15 protein-coding genes are annotated in these 16,484 nt (G+C 65.7%); 2 read left to right on the top strand and 13 right to left on the bottom strand.

Translation table 11 applies throughout. The annotated features are described in order from the left end of the window. Positions 1-12 precede the first annotated feature (12 nt). Positions 13-2,043, bottom strand: a complete 2,031-nt coding sequence (locus H6844_15230) for an aminopeptidase P family protein (protein ID MCB9930754.1) — start codon at positions 2,041-2,043, stop codon at positions 13-15. Between the two features lie 301 nt (positions 2,044-2,344). Here H6844_15230 and H6844_15225 point away from each other — a divergent pair, with 301 nt between their 5' ends. After that, positions 2,345-2,605 (top strand): hypothetical protein, encoded by a 261-nt coding sequence (locus tag H6844_15225; GenBank protein ID MCB9930753.1) that lies wholly within the window; start codon positions 2,345-2,347, stop codon positions 2,603-2,605. 196 nt (positions 2,606-2,801) lie between these two features. Here the strand turns inward: H6844_15225 and H6844_15220 are convergent, their stop codons facing one another. From H6844_15220 to H6844_15175, 10 genes are all read right to left on the bottom strand, one after another. Beyond that, positions 2,802-3,953: a TAXI family TRAP transporter solute-binding subunit gene (locus H6844_15220; GenBank protein MCB9930752.1), complete on the bottom strand. Its 1,152-nt coding sequence runs from the start codon at positions 3,951-3,953 to the stop codon at positions 2,802-2,804. Between the two features lie 167 nt (positions 3,954-4,120). Further along, positions 4,121-5,272, bottom strand: a complete 1,152-nt coding sequence (locus tag H6844_15215) for a TAXI family TRAP transporter solute-binding subunit (protein ID MCB9930751.1) — start codon at positions 5,270-5,272, stop codon at positions 4,121-4,123. 189 nt (positions 5,273-5,461) lie between these two features. Beyond that, positions 5,462-6,628: a TAXI family TRAP transporter solute-binding subunit gene (locus tag H6844_15210; GenBank protein ID MCB9930750.1), complete on the bottom strand. Its 1,167-nt coding sequence runs from the start codon at positions 6,626-6,628 to the stop codon at positions 5,462-5,464. 203 nt (positions 6,629-6,831) lie between these two features. Further along, positions 6,832-7,986 carry a TAXI family TRAP transporter solute-binding subunit gene (locus tag H6844_15205; protein ID MCB9930749.1) on the bottom strand — a complete coding sequence of 385 codons (1,155 nt, stop codon included), beginning with the start codon at positions 7,984-7,986 and terminating at the stop codon, positions 6,832-6,834. A gap of 119 nt (positions 7,987-8,105) precedes the next feature. Next, a complete protein-coding gene (locus H6844_15200) occupies positions 8,106-8,858 on the bottom strand; it encodes a sulfite exporter TauE/SafE family protein (GenBank protein MCB9930748.1) in 753 nt (250 codons plus the stop codon). 140 nt (positions 8,859-8,998) lie between these two features. Then, positions 8,999-9,517, bottom strand: a complete 519-nt coding sequence (locus tag H6844_15195; GenBank protein ID MCB9930747.1) for a response regulator — start codon at positions 9,515-9,517, stop codon at positions 8,999-9,001. A 15-nt stretch (positions 9,518-9,532) separates the two neighbouring features. Continuing rightward, on the bottom strand, positions 9,533-10,342 hold the full coding sequence (locus H6844_15190; protein MCB9930746.1) for an enoyl-CoA hydratase/isomerase family protein: 810 nt from the start codon (positions 10,340-10,342) through the stop codon (positions 9,533-9,535). Next, positions 10,339-11,616: an MFS transporter gene (locus tag H6844_15185; GenBank protein MCB9930745.1), complete on the bottom strand. Its 1,278-nt coding sequence runs from the start codon at positions 11,614-11,616 to the stop codon at positions 10,339-10,341. The genes H6844_15190 and H6844_15185 overlap by 4 nt, the downstream gene beginning before the upstream one ends. A gap of 18 nt (positions 11,617-11,634) precedes the next feature. Then, complete coding sequence (locus tag H6844_15180; protein ID MCB9930744.1) at positions 11,635-12,471, bottom strand: nitroreductase family protein; 837 nt, start codon at positions 12,469-12,471, stop codon at positions 11,635-11,637. Positions 12,472-12,566: 95 nt separating this feature from the next. After that, on the bottom strand, positions 12,567-13,802 hold the full coding sequence (locus tag H6844_15175; protein ID MCB9930743.1) for an MFS transporter: 1,236 nt from the start codon (positions 13,800-13,802) through the stop codon (positions 12,567-12,569). Positions 13,803-13,943: 141 nt separating this feature from the next. Between H6844_15175 and H6844_15170 the strand changes: the two genes are divergently transcribed. Next, a complete protein-coding gene (locus H6844_15170; protein MCB9930742.1) occupies positions 13,944-14,321 on the top strand; it encodes a hypothetical protein in 378 nt (125 codons plus the stop codon). Between the two features lie 37 nt (positions 14,322-14,358). Here H6844_15170 and H6844_15165 read toward each other — a convergent pair whose 3' ends face one another. Together H6844_15165 and H6844_15160 are read right to left on the bottom strand one after the other, a co-directional pair. Beyond that, positions 14,359-15,153 (bottom strand): ABC transporter ATP-binding protein, encoded by a 795-nt coding sequence (locus tag H6844_15165; GenBank protein MCB9930741.1) that lies wholly within the window; start codon positions 15,151-15,153, stop codon positions 14,359-14,361. Between the two features lie 86 nt (positions 15,154-15,239). After that, positions 15,240-16,478 (bottom strand): ABC transporter substrate-binding protein, encoded by a 1,239-nt coding sequence (locus H6844_15160; protein ID MCB9930740.1) that lies wholly within the window; start codon positions 16,476-16,478, stop codon positions 15,240-15,242. Between the last annotated feature and the right edge of the window lie 6 nt (positions 16,479-16,484).

Here is a 16,484-nt window from a genome sequence, read left to right as displayed (position 1 = left end):
TGGCGACGGGGCCTATAGCGGCGCCGTCGCCCGCTCCAGCCAGGCGCGGGTGGCGACGTCCAGATCCGGGCCGACCTCGGCCATGACCCGGTTGTGGTAGTCGTTCAGCCAGGCGCGTTCGACCTGTGTCAGCAGCGATACCTCGACCAGCCGGCGGTCGATGGGGGCCAGGGTGATGGTCTCGAATTCCAGGAATTTCCGCCCGTCCTGACCCACGCCCTCGGCCTCGCGCACCACCAGCAGGTTTTCGGTGCGGATGCCGAACGCTCCGGCCTTGTAGTAGCCCGGCTCGTTCGAGACGATCATGCCCGGCACCAGGGCGGTCGCACCGGACTTCGCCACCCGCTGCGGTCCTTCGTGCACGCCCAGATACGAGCCGACGCCGTGGCCGGTGCCGTGGTCGAAATCCAGCCCGTCATTCCACAGGGGTGCCCGCGCCAGGGCGTCGAGTTGTGCGCCCGTGGTGCCGGTCGGGAAGCGGGCGGTGGCCAGGCCGATATGGCCCTGCAACACCCGGGTGAAGGCCCGCCGCATCACCGGCGACGACTCGCCGATGACGACGGTGCGGGTGATGTCGGTGGTGCCGTCCGGATACTGGCCGCCGGAATCCACCAGATAGAGCGAATCCGGCTTCAGCATCCGTTCCGTCTCGCTGGTGGCATGGTAGTGGACGATGGCGCCGTTGGGGCCGAAACCGGAAATGGTCGGAAAGCTCTGGTCGCGAAACCCCGCCACCTGCTGCCGGAAGGCCAGCAGGCGGTCCGCCGCCTCGACCTCGCCGACCGTGCCGAGCGGGCCGTATTCGTCGATCCAGGCGAGAAACCGCGCCATCGCCACCGCGTCGCGCCGGTGCGCCTGGCGCGAGCCTTCCAGTTCCACCGCATTCTTGGCGGCGCGGGGGTCGACGCACGGGTCGGGCGCATCCGTCAGGATCGCGCCGGCTTCGGTCAGCCGCCGTTGCACCCAGACCGGCGTCGACCGACGGTCCGCCTGCACCGCCTTGCCCTCCGCGCCCAGCCGGTCGAGAGCGGGGCCGAGGCTCTGCGGTGCCTGTACCCGCACGCCGTTGCCGATATGGGTGCGGGTCTCGGGCAGCAATTTGCGTCCGTCGCAGAACCAGTCGACCCGACCGTCGGCGTGCAGCAGCGCAAAGCTGAGGGGCAAGGGCGTGTGCGCCGTGTCGCCGCCGCGCACGTTCAGGAGCCAGGCGATGGAATCCGGCTGGCTCAGGACCGTCGCATCGGCGTTGCCGGCCGTCAGCTTCGCGGCCAGGCGCTGGCGTTTGGACTCGCTGGTCTCACCGGAAAAGTTCTCGGGATGGGGAATGATCGGCGCGAGGGGGGCGGCGGGGCGGTCGGTCCAGATGGCGTCGATCGGGTTGCCCTCGACCGGTTGCAGACGCCCGCCGGCCTTCGTTGCCGCCTTCTCATAGCCATCGGCCGCGTCGGCGCCGTGCAGCCAGGGGTCGAGGCCCAGCACCGCACCGGCCGGCAGGTTCCGGGCCACCCATTCGGTCGGCGGGTTTTCGGTGACATGCAGGGTTTCGAACGCCGCGGTATCGACCTGGTCGCGCACCTGCAGGGTGTAGCGGCCGTCGACGAAGATCGCGGCCTTGTCGGCCAGCACGATGGCGATACCGGCCGAGCCGATGAAGCCGGTCAGCCAGCCCAGACGGGCATTGGCCGCGGGCACGAACTCGCTCTGGTGCTCGTCGCCATGCGGAATGACGAAGCCGTCCAGCCCCCGTTCCGCCAGGGTTCGGCGCAAGGCGGGCAGGCGGTCCGAGAGCGGCAAACCTCGGACGGGCGAAGCCGTGGCCAGCGCCTGACGGGCGGCCGCCAACGCGGCCTGCAACTCGGCGGTGGGGGAGGGGGCGAAGAGGCGGGTCCAGTAGGTCGGATCCGCAGCCAGGCCGCTTGCCGGTGCGCCGGCCAGACCCTCCAGGATCTCAAGGGCATCCTGGAGGGCGACCGCATTCCGGCTGGCGGCCAATGCATCGGCAAGCCGGACTTTGATCGGCGCAGGCAGGTGGGTGGCGGACATTGGCTGGGCACTCGCAGACAGGAGCCGGGGGAGGGTGGCCGCTCGTCGGCAGACCTGGGCGCCAATCAGACAGGATTGCCGGGATCAAGGCAACGGTGCCTCCCTCAAATTCGTTGAAGTTTTCTCAAGAAAGCGGAAAGAAATACCCTACCAAGGTACGGTGAAGTGTTCGGGCGCGATGATGCCATGCCGTCATTGCATTGCTGCGTTGCGAAATGGCCTCTGGTTGCATGCGCCCAAATAGACAAAATAGACATCAAGACTTCGACGGGCGAAGTTACAGATATCAGGAGCACGGGTCGTGGGCGTTATCTCTCATCCGACGAATTTTTTTGGCTATGGTGCAGCGCAGGATGCCGGCCAGCAGCCAATCGACGACAAGCTGGAATTGGCGATCCTGGAATCGCAGCGCAAGGACGCGGCGATTGTCCACCGGGCGCTGGATTGGCTGGCGCACTGGCTGATGGGGTCGGAGTCGAACGCAAACGACTCCCTCGAACAGGCGATCCTGGCGTGCCAGCGGCGCGACGCGGCGATCGTTCGCCACCTGCTGCTCGACTGACCGAAAGGCTTGCAATAGCCCGGGAAACCGCATCGCCCTTGCGCGGCGGCGCCTGCCCCCTCCAGGGAGCCACAGGCCGGCCCTGACCGTGAAGACGGTGCGACGAACGCAAAAGCCCACGTCAATATAAAAACGTCGTTATAAAAAAGGGCCGCAAGCGCGATGCTTGCGGCCCTTCTTGCGGAAGGCGGTGTGCTTATTTGTGATCCGCCCGGTACTTTTCCCAGTACTCCGGCCAAGCGTCCTTCGCATTGACCTTGTTGCCCTTGGCCGCCTCGGCCTCACGCCAGGACAGGAACTCGCCCTGGGCGTCGCCCCAGAGTTCCAGATACTTGTTCAGGCGTGCCAGGCGCGCGTCCTGCCAGGCTTGATGTTCGTCGGTCCAGATCCCCTTTTCCTTCAGGTAGCGGATCGTGCCTTCGTGGGCCGGCGCGTCATAGGGCGGCGGTCCGGCTTTGTCGACGGCCCAGAACTCGCCGGTCGCGGTCGTGTTCTTGTAATCATCGAACGCCATGTCCGCGGCCTTGATGAAGTTGTAGGCGTCGTCCGCCGAGACATCCTTCGGATAGACGGTGACCATCGGGTAGCGCAGCTGCAGGATGTTCGCCGGGTGCTCCTTGCTGAGCCCCGCGCCCTGCGTTTCCACCATCGGCTTGGCGAAGTCGATGACGTCGGTCAGCTTCTTCCAGCCTTCCTTGTCGTCCGCCGGCACTTCCGCATACCAGAGGCCGCGCGGACTCGCCTCGATCTCGCGCATGTTGGCCGACGTGGTGACGCTGCTGAAGCCGTCGATCTGGTTGGCCAGCACGGCGGTCTTGAGCGCGCTGTAGGAACCGAACCATACCACGTCGACATCGGCGCGGGTCAGGCCGGCGAAGGCCAGATAGGCGTCCTGCTTGACGTTGACCGACGGGTTGCCCTTCACATAGCCGAGGCGCTTGCCCTTCAGGTCATAGACCGTCTTGATACCGGCATCGCCCGCCACGGCAATGGCGTTCGAGGTCGGCTTGCCGAGGACGATGCGGATATCCTGCGGGCCCCATTGCTCGTCGGCGAAGTCATAGCTGCCTTCGGCGGCGAAATAGGCTTCGTTGGCCAAGAAACCGAACGAGGCCTTGCCCGTTACCAGCGGCAGCAAGCGGCCGATGGAGGTGCCGGCGGGGATGATGCGGATCCGGGTGCCGAATTTCTTCTTGAAGGCGTTGGCCATGCCCGTGGCCTCCGCATAACCGGAAGAGCCGAGATCGTAGGCCGTCCAGACCATGGTCTTCGGCAGTTGCGGCTCGGCCGCCAGTGCGGCCGAGGTGACGCCGGCCAGGGCCAGCGCCGAAAGGGTTCGCAAAATCACGTATCTTCTCCGTTTCCAGTCCAGCGGCCACGTCCGCGACCGCCACGGGCGCCTATCCAGAGCGATGTACCGTCAGTATGTCAATTTCCAAATTGTATACAGACGCAAATGCCGCCGGTCTCGGCGAGACCGGCGGCACGCTGGTATTGGGCCTGGCCCGGTGAGCGTCAGAGGTGTTCTTTGCGGTAATCCGCCCAGTAGGTTGCCCAGGCTTCGTCCGCATCGACCGTGCTGCCCTTGGCCTTTTCGGCCTCGCGCCATTCCAGGAAGCCGGCCTGGGCGTCGTCCCAGGCGGCCAGTACCTTGTTCAGGCGGGCCAGACGCTTATCCTGCCATTCCTGATGTTCCGGCTTCCAATAGCCCTTTTCCTTTAGGTAGCGAATGGTGCCTTCGTGCGCCGGCGCGTCATACGGCGGCGGCCCGGCGCCTTCGATGGCCCAGTTCACGCCCAGCGCGTTGACGTTTTTGTAGTCGTCGAACGACTCGTCCAGCGCGCGGATATAATTGTAGGCCTCATCGGCACCCACATGCTTCGGATAAACGGTGATCACCGGGTAGCGGAAGCCCACCAGCCATTTCGGGTTGGCGTCCGAAATGCCGGCGCCCTTGGTTTCGTGATAGGGCGCGGTGAAGCTGAGAATGCTTTGCATCTTGTCCCAGCCCTCCTTGTTTTCCGGCCGGAATTCCGGCCAGGCAATGCCGCGCGGGCTGGCTTCGATCTCGCGCATGTTGGCCGACGCCGTGGCACTGCCCATCGCGTCGAGCTGGTTGGCGATGATCGCGGTTTTCATGGCGTTGTAGGAGCCGAACCAGACCTGCTGGATGTCGTCGAGGGTCAGGCCGCCGAAGGCCAGATAGGCCTCGTTCTTGACATTGACCGAAGGGTTGCCCTTGACGAAGCCCAGGCGCTTGCCCTTCAGGTCGGCGATGGTCTTGACGCCGGCGTCGCCGGCCACGGCCACGCCGACGCTGGCGACGCGCCCGGCAATGACGCGGATGTCCTGCGGTCCCCATTGCTGGGTCGCGAAGTCATAGGTGCCTTCGGCGGCGAAAAAGGCGCCGTTCGCAAGATAACCGTAGCGCGCCTTGCCGGTGACCAGCGGCAGGATGCGGCCGATGCTGGTGCCGGCCGGAATGATGCGAACGCGGGTGCCGTAGCGCTTTTTGAAGGCAATGCTGATCGCCGTCGCCTCGGCATAGCCGGTGGAGCCGAGGTCGTAGGCGGTCCAGACCATGGATTTCGGCAGGACCGGCTCGGCGGCCATGGCGGCGCTGCCGATCGCGGCCGCGATTATGGCGGCGGAAAGTGTGCGTATCATCTCAGGCGTTTTCCCATTCCTCTGTTTTACCCGCCGGTTGATCCGGCTTGAGGCAAAAGAGATGGGACGCGAGTGCGATACGATTGTCAAACCGAAACTGCCGGGCCACTTGATCCCTGTCCTGTGATTTCAACGAAATGCCGCCGGCCCCGAGACCGGCGGCTTGTAATGGCAAGTGCGGAAGCGGGCTTATTTCAGCTTTTCCATGCGCGCCTTTTCCCAGTATTCCGGCCAGGCCGTGTCCGGATCGACCTTGTTGCCCTTGGCCTTTTCGGCGACACGCCAGGCGGTGAACTCCGCCTGCGCTTCGTCCCAGGCCGCGATCACCTTGTCGAGGCGGGCGAGGCGCTTCTCCTGCCAGGCCTGGTCTTCGGGGCGCCATAGGCCCTTTTCCTTCATATAGCGGATCGTGCCCTCGTGCGTGGGCGAGTCGTAGGGCGGGCGCCCGGCCTGCTCCAGGGCCCAGTTGAAGGAACTGGCTGTCGTGTGCTTGAAGTCGTCGAAGCTCAGGTCGATGGCCTTGACCAGATTGTAGACCTCGTCGGCGCTGGCCGCTTTTTCATAGACGCTCATGATCGGATAGCGATAGCCGAGCAGCCATTTCGGGTGCTCCTCCGAAACGCCCGCGCCCTTGGTTTCCAGCGAAGGGCCGGCAAAGCTGATCACGTCGGTAACGGCCTTCCAGCCGGCCGTGTTTTCCGGCGGGAAGCCCGGAAAGACGAGGCCGCGCGGGCTCGCCTCGATCTCGCGCACATTGGCGGCGGTGGTGACGCTGCCGAAGGCGTCGAGCTGGTTCGCCAGCAGCGCGGTCTTCATGGCGCCATATGAGCCGAACCAGACCGGCTGGACGTCGTCGCGGGTCAGGCCGCCAAAGGCGAGCGCGGCATCCGTCTTGGCGTTGACCGACGGATTGCCCTTCACATAGCCGATGCGCAGCCCTTTCAGGTCGGCGATGTTTTTGACGCCGGTATCGGCAGCGACGGCCAGGCCCGTGGTGGCGACCCGGCCCATGATCGTGCGCAGATTCTGCGGCCCCCACTGCTCGCTGGCATAGTCATAAAGGCCTTCGGTCGAGAAATAGGCCTCGTTGCCGAGGAATCCGTATTTCACCTTGCCGGTGACCATCGGCAGCATCCGCCCGATCGAGGTACCGGACGGCACGATACGGATGCGGGTGCCATAGTTCTTGCGCAGGGCGTTGGCGATGCCGGTCGCCTCCGCATGGCCGGAAGAGCCCAGATCATAGGAACTCCAGACCATGGTTTTCGGCAGCACGGGATCGGCCGCCACGGCTGCCGCGGCCGGCAGGGCCAGCGCGCCGGCCAGCGCCGCCGTCAGGGACAGGTGTCGAAGCATGGAACGATATCCTCCGCATTTTTTCGTTCGTTCAGGGGAGGCGCCTTGGCGGGTCTGCCCGGCCCCCATGCCGCCGTCGCAACGACGGACAGCGAAGCGGATGCCGCTTCTGGTGCCAGGATGGGCCAGCCAGCCGGGCGTTGGAAACAAAAAAGCCGCCGGCATTGCTGCCGACGGCTTCGAACCATGCGGGAAGGGTTCGCTTATTTCAGCTTTTCCATCCGCGCCTTTTCCCAGTATTGCGGCCAGGCTTCGGCCGGATCGACCTTGTTGCCCTTGGCCTTTTCGGCAACGCGCCAGTCGGTGAATTCGGCCTGCGCTTCGTCCCAGGCCTCCAGCACCTTGTTCAGGCGGGCGAGGCGCTTGTCCTGCCAGGCCTGGTCCTCGGCCTGCCACAGGCCCTTTTCCTTCATGTAGCGGATCGTGCCGTCGTGCGCCGGCGCGTCATAAGGCGGACGGGCGGCCTTTTCCAGTTCCCAGTTGAACGAGCTGGACGTGGTGTTCTTGAAGTCGTCGTAGGACAGGTCGATCGCCTTGATCAGGTTGTAGACCTCGTCCGTGGTCGCGGCATTCTGGTAGACCGTGATCATCGGATAGCGATAGCCGACCAGCCAGCGCGGGCTTTCCTCGGAAATGCCGGCGCCGCGGGTTTCCTTGTAAGGGGCGGCAAAGCTGATGACATCGGTCATCGCTTTCCAGCCGTCCTTGTTCTCCGGACGGTATTGCGGCCAGACCAGACCGCGCGGGCTCGCCTCGATCTCGCGCATGTTGGCGGAGGTCGGCACGCTGCCGAAGGCGTCGAGCTGGTTGGCCAGCACGGCGGTCTTCATCGCATTGTAAGAGCCGAACCACACCATTTCGATATCGTCGCGGGTCAGGCCGCCGAAGGCCAGATAGGCGTCGTTCTTCACGTTGACCGACGGGTTGCCTTTGACGAAGCCGATGCGCTTGCCCTTGAGGTCGCTGATCTCCTTGACGCCGATATCGCCGGCCGTGGCGAAGCCCACGCTGGCCACGCGGCCCATGACGATGCGGATATCCTGCGGACCCCACTGCTCGGTGGCGAAGTCATAGGTGCCTTCGGAGGCGAAATAGGCCTCGTTGGCCAGGAAACCGTAAGTCACCTTGCCGGTGACCATCGGCAGCATGCGGCCGATCGAGGTGCCGGCGGGCACGATGCGGATGCGCGTTCCGTAGTTTTTCTTCAGCGCATTGGCGATGCCGGTGGCCTCGGCATAGCCGGACGAACCCAGGTCGTAGGCGCTCCAGACCATGGAACGCGGCAGTTGCGGCGCATCGGCCAGTGCTGCGCCCGAAGCCAAGAGCGTGGCCGCTAAAGTGGTTGCGAGTACTCGCATATGACGTAAACCTCCTGTTACAAACGAAAATGGGCCGACATTGACTGTCAGCCCGGATTGCCCTCTGGTGAGGGTCCTACACAATGATGCTTTTCGAGGCAATGCCAGTTGCCGCGAAATTACCCGAGTGTGGCAACAAGAAGGCTGATGCCCATGATCAGCAGCGTGGTCAGGGCCATCTTGCGAAACTGCTCCTGGCTCACGCGCCGACGGATCAGGGCACCGGCAGAAAGGCCGGCCCAGCCGGGAATCAGAACGCCCAGCGTGCCCAGCAACTGGTCCAGGCTGAACCCGCCGACCGCGGTCAGGGCGCTGCCCAGGAACGAGACGCCGGCCAGCAACACCACGGCCATGATCCAGACGAACCGGTCCTTGTCCAACTGCCGCGCCAGCAGATACATGGCGAGCGTCGGGCCGAACACGCCGGTCAGCCCGCCGAACAGCCCGGTCAATCCGCCCATGGTCAGGCCCGCCACCGGGTTTTCGACCGTGCGCTGCGGAAGTTGGATGCGGGCGAAACTCAACAGCACGAACACGATCATCGTCACGCCCAGAATGCCGCGCATCAGGCTTTCCGGCGCGTTGGTGGCGAATTGCACACCGATAACGACGCCGACGGCGATCCCGATGAACACGGGCCACCAGGGCAGGAGGGAGGTGCGCGCGTGCCAGGATTCCCGGGCCTGGATGATGTTCATCAGATAGGCGGGCGCCACCATGAGCGGGATGGCCTTGGCGACCGGCATGACGATGGCGATGATCGGGATGGCCACCAGCGGCATGCCGAGGCCGATCGCGCCCTTCAGCATGCCGCCCAGGAAAAAGGCCACCGCGACCACCGCGACGACCAACGGGTCGATTCCGTCGAGCATGACGCCTCTGCATTGGGGGCCGCGCGGGAGTGCGGGGCCAAAGACTGCCCGAACCGCTTACACCGGCCCCGGCAACGCCCGCCAGCCCCTTTTCCGGCCACCGGCAGGCCGGGGGAGGTCCCCCGCGGGCCGCCTCGGCTCTAGCGCGCGGCGGCGGGAGAGGCTTTCAGGCGAACCCGGCCAGAGGTTTGTTCCACTTCGACAAAGGCGTCGGGATGCTCGGCCAGCGCTGCCAGCGCCGCACGCAGGCTGGCCACCGACACCGGCTTGGCCAGGAAGCCGTTGGCGCCGTCCTTGCACGCCGCTGCGATTTCCGCCGCATCGCGATAGGCGGAGACCGTCAGGATGCGTGCGGTCCGGTTGCCCGCCTCGTTGCTGTGTCGCAGCCAGCGAACGAATTCCAGGCCGCTCATCGGCTCCATGCGCAGGTCGGTGATGATGCAGTCGAGGTCGTTCGACCGCACCAGTTCCTGGGCCTCGACCCCGCCTGCGGCTTCCAGTGGCGGTTCGAGGCCCAGCACCAGCATCAGCGTGCGCAGGGTGGCCAGGGCGGCCGGATTGTCATCGACGATCAGAATTGACCAGTCATCCGGAGAAGAGGCCAGCGGGGGGGATGCATCCGCCGCCGGTCTCTCACTCTCTGGGTCAATTCCCGGCAACGGTCCGGTCCGGACCTAGAGCGGCACGTCCGGGTCGAATTGCGGCCGCCGCTTCTCCTTGTGCGAACCCAGGCCTTCCTTCGCTTCCGGCCCGGTAAAGCCCATGAACTCCAGCGCCAGCGAGGCGTCGAAGGTCGGGCCGGCCATGCGGAACCAGTTGTTGAGCGCGTATTTGGTGAAGCGGATGGCGCTGGGGGCGCCTTCGGCCAGCCGGGTGGCGACTTCCACCGCCTTGGCGTCGAGTTCCTCGTCCGCCACCGCCAGCGAGACCAGGCCGATGCGCTCCGCCTCGGCCCCACTCACCGCATCGCACAGCAGCAGGTAGTATTTGGCCTTGGCCATGCCGCAAAGCAGCGGCCAGACAATGCAGGCATGGTCACCCGCTGCCACGCCCAGCCGGGTGTGGCCGTCGATGATGCGGGCGTTTTCCGCCGCGATGGAGACGTCGGCCAGGATGCCGGCCACCAGCCCCGCGCCGACCGCCGGCCCACGCATGGCCGAGACGATGGGCTTGGTGCAGTTGATGACGTTGTAGACGATGTCGCGCGCTTCCTTCCAGACCATCACCCGCGTGTTGTAGTCGTCCATGATCCGCTCGATCATCTCGAAGTCGCCGCCGGCGCTGAACGCCTTGCCGGCCCCGGTCAGGATCGCGCAATTGACCGAATGGTCCGCGTCGACCACCCGCCAGACCTCGGCCAGTTCCCGGTGCATGGTGGCGTTGGCCGCGTTCAGCCGCTCCGGCCGGTTCATGGTCACGCGCAGCACGCGCGGGTGCGGACGGTCGAAGGTCAGCGTTTCGAACGCGGCATAGGGATCGGTCATGACGGGGCAGGCTCCTCGGTTTTTGGGTTGCTGGGATCATGCCCTTCCCCCATGGCGGCGGCAATCCTCCCCTGGCGCCGCACCAGCCAGAGCCAAGCCACCAGGCAGACCACGGCCCCGACCGCGACCGGGATTTGCAGGCCGAACCATTCGCTGGCCGTGCCCATCGCCAACGCCCCCAGCGCCGGCCCGGCGCGGAAGCTCAGGCCATAAATGCTGAGCACCCGCCCCATCATCTCCGGCGCGGAGGCGTATTGCACGATGCTCTGATTGGCGACGCCGTTGACGGTCATGCAGAGCCCCGCCGCCGCCGTTGCCGCGACGCCGACATAAAACGAGTCCGTGGCCGCCAGTACCAGCAGGGCCAGCGCCAGCAGCGCGTTGGAATTCAGCGCGAGCAGGGTCAGCCGGCCGAATTTCGCCGCCTGCGCCAGCCAGACGCCGGCAATGACGGCGCCGATGCCGGTGGCCGACGTCAGCGTCGCCAATCCTTCCGCGCCGCGATGGAACACCGCGTCGGAAATGCCCGGCAGCAGTTCCGCAAATGGCCGGGAGAACACCGCACCGATGAACAGCATCAGCATCAGCGGCCGCATGCCCTCGTGCCGGGCGACATAGGCGATGCCTTCCGCGATTTGCTTCAGGATCGGCCCGCCGCTGGTGACCCCGCCGCGGGGAATGTCGTGGCGCAGCACATACATGGCCGCAACGAAGGCCAGGAAGCTGAGCCCGTTGGCGACGAACGACCAGCCGATCTCAAACACGACGATCAGGAAGCCCGCACACACCGGCCCGACGAAGCGGGCGCTGTTCCAGAGCACCGAATTGACCGCGATCGCCGCCGGCAGGTCCTCGCGCTGCACCAGGCTGCGCACCAGCGACAGGCGCGAGGCCTGGTTGAAGGATTGCAGACAGCCATTGACGACGGTGAGGCCGAACAGCGTCCAGATGTCGACCCAGCCGTGCAGCGTCGCCCAGCCCAGCACGAAGGCGACCACCGCCATCAGCGACTGCGCCCAGACGATCAGGCGGAACCTATCCAGCCGGTCCGCGGCGGCACCGCCGAACGGCCCCAGCACGATGCTCGGCAGCAGTTCCGCCGCGGCGACGGCGCCGAGCCAGGCGCCGGAATGGGTCAGGTCCCAGGCCAGCCATCCGGTCGCCACCCGCTGCACCCAGGTGCCGATCAGCGAGACGAAATTGCCTTCGGTGTAGATGCGATAGGCGCGGTTCCGGAAGACCCGCACGGCGCCATAGGAGGTCAAACTCAGCATAGCCGGCCGTGCCGCCCTTCAGTCGAGCTTCATCCCCTGGGCGCGCACGAACGGCCCCAGATTGTCCCGCTCGGTCACGGCCACCTGGCGGGCCTTGTCCTCGGACCAGCCATAGAAGTCTGGCTCGCCCCACCGCTCCACATCGCGCCAGCTCGTCTTGGGCGGTGCGTGCCGGGCGGCGCGGCGGCGGTCATAGCCGTCGATATCGGCTGCCAGCGTGGCCTCGTTATAGGTGTCGTCGTGGACGAAGCGCGTGAGCGGCAGCCGCATCGACGAAAAGCCCTCGCGCGCCGGATAGCCGAGGCAGAGCCCGGCATAGGGGAAGGTGTGCGGCGGCAGCTTCAGCATCTCCGCGATGGCGGCGGCGTGGTTGCGCACGTTCGAGATCGGGCAGCAGCCCAGCCCCTGGCTCTCGGCCGCCAGGATGAAGGTCTGCATGGCCAGTGCGGTGTCGGTGGCGGCGTTCAGGAAGCTGTCGAGATGGTCGTTGCCGAACGGCTTGCCGCGCATCTCGCAAATGCGGCGGATGCGGTGGTTGTCGCCGATCCAGATCATGAACACCGGCGCCGTCGCGATCCAGGGCATGGCCGGGATCAGGTCGGTGATTGCCTGCTGCACGGCCTTGTCGCGCACGACGACGACGCCGGATTGTTGCAGGTCCGACTTGGCGCTGGCGGAAAAGGCGCAGGCGAACAGCAGTTGCAGCAGATCCTCCGGCACCGGGTCCGGCGTCCAGCGCCGGTGCGAGCGCCGGTCCAGGATCTGTGCCAGCAATCCTTCCGCCGGGCGGTCCGCCCCCAGGTCGGTCTCGATGCCATAGCGGTAGGAGACGAGGTCGGCGAGGGTCTTGGTCATGACGGACGGCTTTCCGGCAGGCGGGCAGGGACGGGTATTGACGGCACCATCATCCCGCGCCCGCAACGGAAGTGCAAGTTGCCGCAGCCGGCACCTTACTCCGCCGGCTGCCGTGCGAGCCCCGGGGCGGTCTTCCGGTTCCCCAGGATCAGCGACAGGCAGAGCAGGTTCATCAGGTTGAAGGCGACGCCGACGGCAAAGGCCACCCGGTAGTCGAGCGTCAGGTCGAAAATCACGCCGCCCAAAAGGCCGCCGCTCGCCATGCCGATATAGCCGGCCATGAAGATCACGCCGATGCGTGCGGACGCCTGACGGGCCGGAAACAACTGCCGCGTTGCCAGCGCATAGCTCGGCACGATGCCGCCGAACACCAATCCGAACAGCGCGGAGATCAGATACAGGCCGGCCAGCGTGTCGACGAAGGCGAACAAGGTCAGAGCCAGCGCTTGCAGGCCCGCGCCCAGGAAGATGGTCTTGAGGCCGCCAATGCGGTCGCTGAGCCAGCCGAACAGCATGCGGCTGAAGAAACCGCAGGCCAGCAGCAGCGACAGCATCTGCGCGCCCTCGTCGATGCCGAAGCCCAGATCGCCGCAATAGGCGACGATGTGGACCAGTGGCATGGCCATGGCGACACAGCAGCCGATGATCGCCAGGCACAACAGCCCCTGCGCCACCAGCGGCGGCCATCGCGTTTCGATCGCGTGCTTTTCGGGTGGAGGCGTGACGCCGGCTTTGATCTGTGGCGCGCGGCGGCGCAGCAGCAGCGCCAGCGGCGGCACGCACACTCCGGCGACGATGCCGTATAGGGCCCAGGTCTCGCGCCAGCCATAGGTCTCGATGCCATAGCGGATGGTCGGCGCCCAGACGGCGCCGGCCAGGTTCTGCCCGGACATGACGATGGCCACGGCAATGCCGCGGCGGCGGTCGAACCAGCGGGTGGTGTTGGCGATCAGGGGCGAGAACACGGCGCCGTTGCCGAACACGCCGATGAAGACGAAGCAGAGGGCGAGCATCGTCAGCGGATGCTCCACCCGGCTCACCAGCGTGGTGCCGAGCGCGATCGAAAACCCGGCCAGCATCACCGGCAGCCAGATGCCCCGCTTGTCGGCATAGAGCCCGATCAGGATGCCGCCGGTGCCCGACCCGAGCGCGATCACCGAATAGGCCGACGAGGTCACCCAGCGCGGCCAATCCATGGCGTCGGCCATGGGTTTGAGGCCGACCACGACCAGATAGTTTGACGCCACCGCCATGGTGATGATCAGCAGCGAGGCGCCCATGATCACCCAACCATAGGGTGTTTCGATGCTGTCCTCGTGCTTTTGGGTCATCGCAAGCTTTCTGGGCGGGCCGACGGCCAGCGCGTTTGGCGGACCGGCCAAGCCCGTTCCCCCCACTTGATCTTGCCACGACACCCGCTAGCTTGCCAATCATCTCCGCGAACTTGTCGACGGGAGCTGGCGAAAAAACCGATGCGAGTTCTGCAACTTTCCATTGGCCGTATCCGGCTGCGGCTGATCTTGCGCGACACACCGACGGCCGATGCCCTTTGGGCCGCCGCGCCATTCGAGGCGCCGGTCAACACCTGGGGCGACGAGGTCTATTTCGCGACACCCGTCTCCGCCGCCGGCGAGCCCGATGCGCGCGAGGTGATGCAGCCGGGCGAGATCGCCTACTGGCCGCCGGGCCGGGCGCTCGCCATCGGCTTCGGACCGACCCCGGCGAGCCGCGGCGACGAAATCCGCCTGGCGAGCCCGTCCAACGTGTTCGCCACCTGCACCGACGACCTGCGATCCCTCAAAACCGTCACCGACGGCATGATCGCGCGGCTGGAACGGGCGGCGGAATGAAAAAGGGGAGCCGAAGCTCCCCGTCTGCAACCGCCCCTTACGACAGCCAGCGCTTGCGGCGGCGGTAGTGCTTGACGTCGCGGTAGTTCTTGCGCTCGCCGTGTTCCGACATGCCGAGGTAGAATTCCTTGATGTCGGCGTTGTCGCGCAACTGCTCGGCCGGGCCTTCCATGACGATGGAGCCGTTCTCCATCACATAGCCGAAATGGGCGATGCCGAGCGCCAGGTTGGCGTTCTGCTCCACCAGGCCGATGGTGACGCCCTGTTCGGCGTTGAGGCGGCCGATAATGCCGAAAATCTCCTCGATGATCAGCGGCGCCAGGCCAAGGCTCGGCTCGTCCAGCAGGATTACTTTCGGGTTGCTCATCAGCGCGCGGCCGATGGCCAGCATCTGTTGCTCGCCGCCGGAGAGATAGCCGCTGCGGCTGTGGCGGCGTTCGCCGATGCGCGGGAAATACTGGTAGACCATATCCATCCGCCGCTTCATCTCGGCGGTGGAGGGTTCGATATGGGCGCCGGCGATGAGGTTTTCCTCGCAGGTCAGGTTGACGAAGACACGGCGGCCTTCGAACACCTGCACCACGCCCTTGCGCACGATGTCGTGGCCGGCCATGCGGTCGATGGGCTCGCCGTCCAGTTCGATCGTGCCGTGGGTGATCTCGCCCCGCTCGGAGCGGAGCACGCCGGAAATCGCCTTCAGCGTCGTGGTCTTGCCGGCTCCGTTGGCGCCCAGGATGGTGGTGATCTTACCCGGCGCCATGTGGATCGAGACGCCTTTCAGCACCAGGATCACATTGTTGTACATGACTTCGATGTTGTTGAGTTGCAGCATACCGGGCGCCTGCCTGTTTTGTACGATATTTAAAAAGGATCAAATCGGGAGTGCCGCCGCAGCGACACTCCCCAATCGATAGAGGCTTATTGGTGCTCTGCAGCCAACAGACGGAGCACGTCGTCGCGATAGGCGCGGAACCAGTCGGTGACCGGCACATACTTGCCCTTCTGGACCTGGAACACCTGGACGAAACCGCCGCCCTCGTGATCCTGGCGCGACATTTCCAGCGGCGGCACCAGACCGCCGAGGGTGAAGCCGTGCAGCGCCTCCATGCCGTCGCGGACGTCGGTGCCGGTGATGTCGGCCGAGCCCTTGGCCTTGACCGCGTTCTCGATGGCCTTGACGTGGACCGCTGCCTGGAAAACGCCGCGGTTGTAGTACACCGTGTACTTCATCGCTTCCGGCTCATCCTTGCCTTCGGCCTTGTACATGTCGCGGATTTCCTGCAGCACCGGATAGTCGCTGCCGACACCGGCGAACTGGATCGTGTTGTAGCCTTCCACGACGTCCCAACCGCCGGCGGCGGCGATGTCGCCTTCGCTGACGGCCCAGACATAGCCGATGACATGATCCATCGGATAGCCGGCCCGCTTCAGCTCCTTCAGCACGACCGCCGGGGCGCGGCCGAACACGTGCAGCAGGACGAAGTCGGCGCGATAGCGACGGGTGACGTCCAGAACCTGCGAGCCGGCCTCGACGCCCGGCGCCGGCACGCCGAACGTGCGCAGCTCATAGCCTTCCTGCTTTTGGATCTCTTCCAGCACCGGAATGCCTTCGCGGCCCGCCGGGTTGTCGTAGAAGATGTAGGCGATCTTCTTGCCCTTCAGGTCGCCGCCCAGCTTGTCCTTGGCGAACTTGATTGCGGCGGCGGTCTGCGACCAGTAGCTGGCCGCGATCGGGAACATGTAGGGGTATTTCTCGCCATTGGCCGCTGCCGCCGTGCCGAAGCCGGCGGTGGTGCCTGCGATCTTGTCTTCCTCCATGGTCTTGATCAGGGCGGCGGTCATCGGCGTGCCATACGGCGACACCAGGACGGCGCCTTCGGACTTGTAGCGCTGATAGGCTTCGATCGCCGGCGGCACCTTGTATTGGATGTCGACCTCGTCGGCGATGATCTTGTTGCCCATCACACCGCCCTTCGAATTCACGAGGTCGATATAGTCGTGATAGCCGGGGCAGAGCGCCGTGCCGGTCACCGCCGTCGGGCCGGTGCGGTCGCACATCATGCCGATGATAAGGTCTTTCGCCTGGGCGGTCGATGCCGCCGCCGCCAGGCCGGCCGTGGCCAGCGCGGCCAGGCCGAAAGTGCGCAAATAACTCATAGACGT

This window comes from Alphaproteobacteria bacterium (genome assembly GCA_020638555.1).
In the GTDB taxonomy this organism is placed as follows: domain Bacteria; phylum Pseudomonadota; class Alphaproteobacteria; order Bin95; family Bin95; genus JACKII01.
This window is presented reverse-complemented; position numbering and strand designations above follow the sequence as displayed.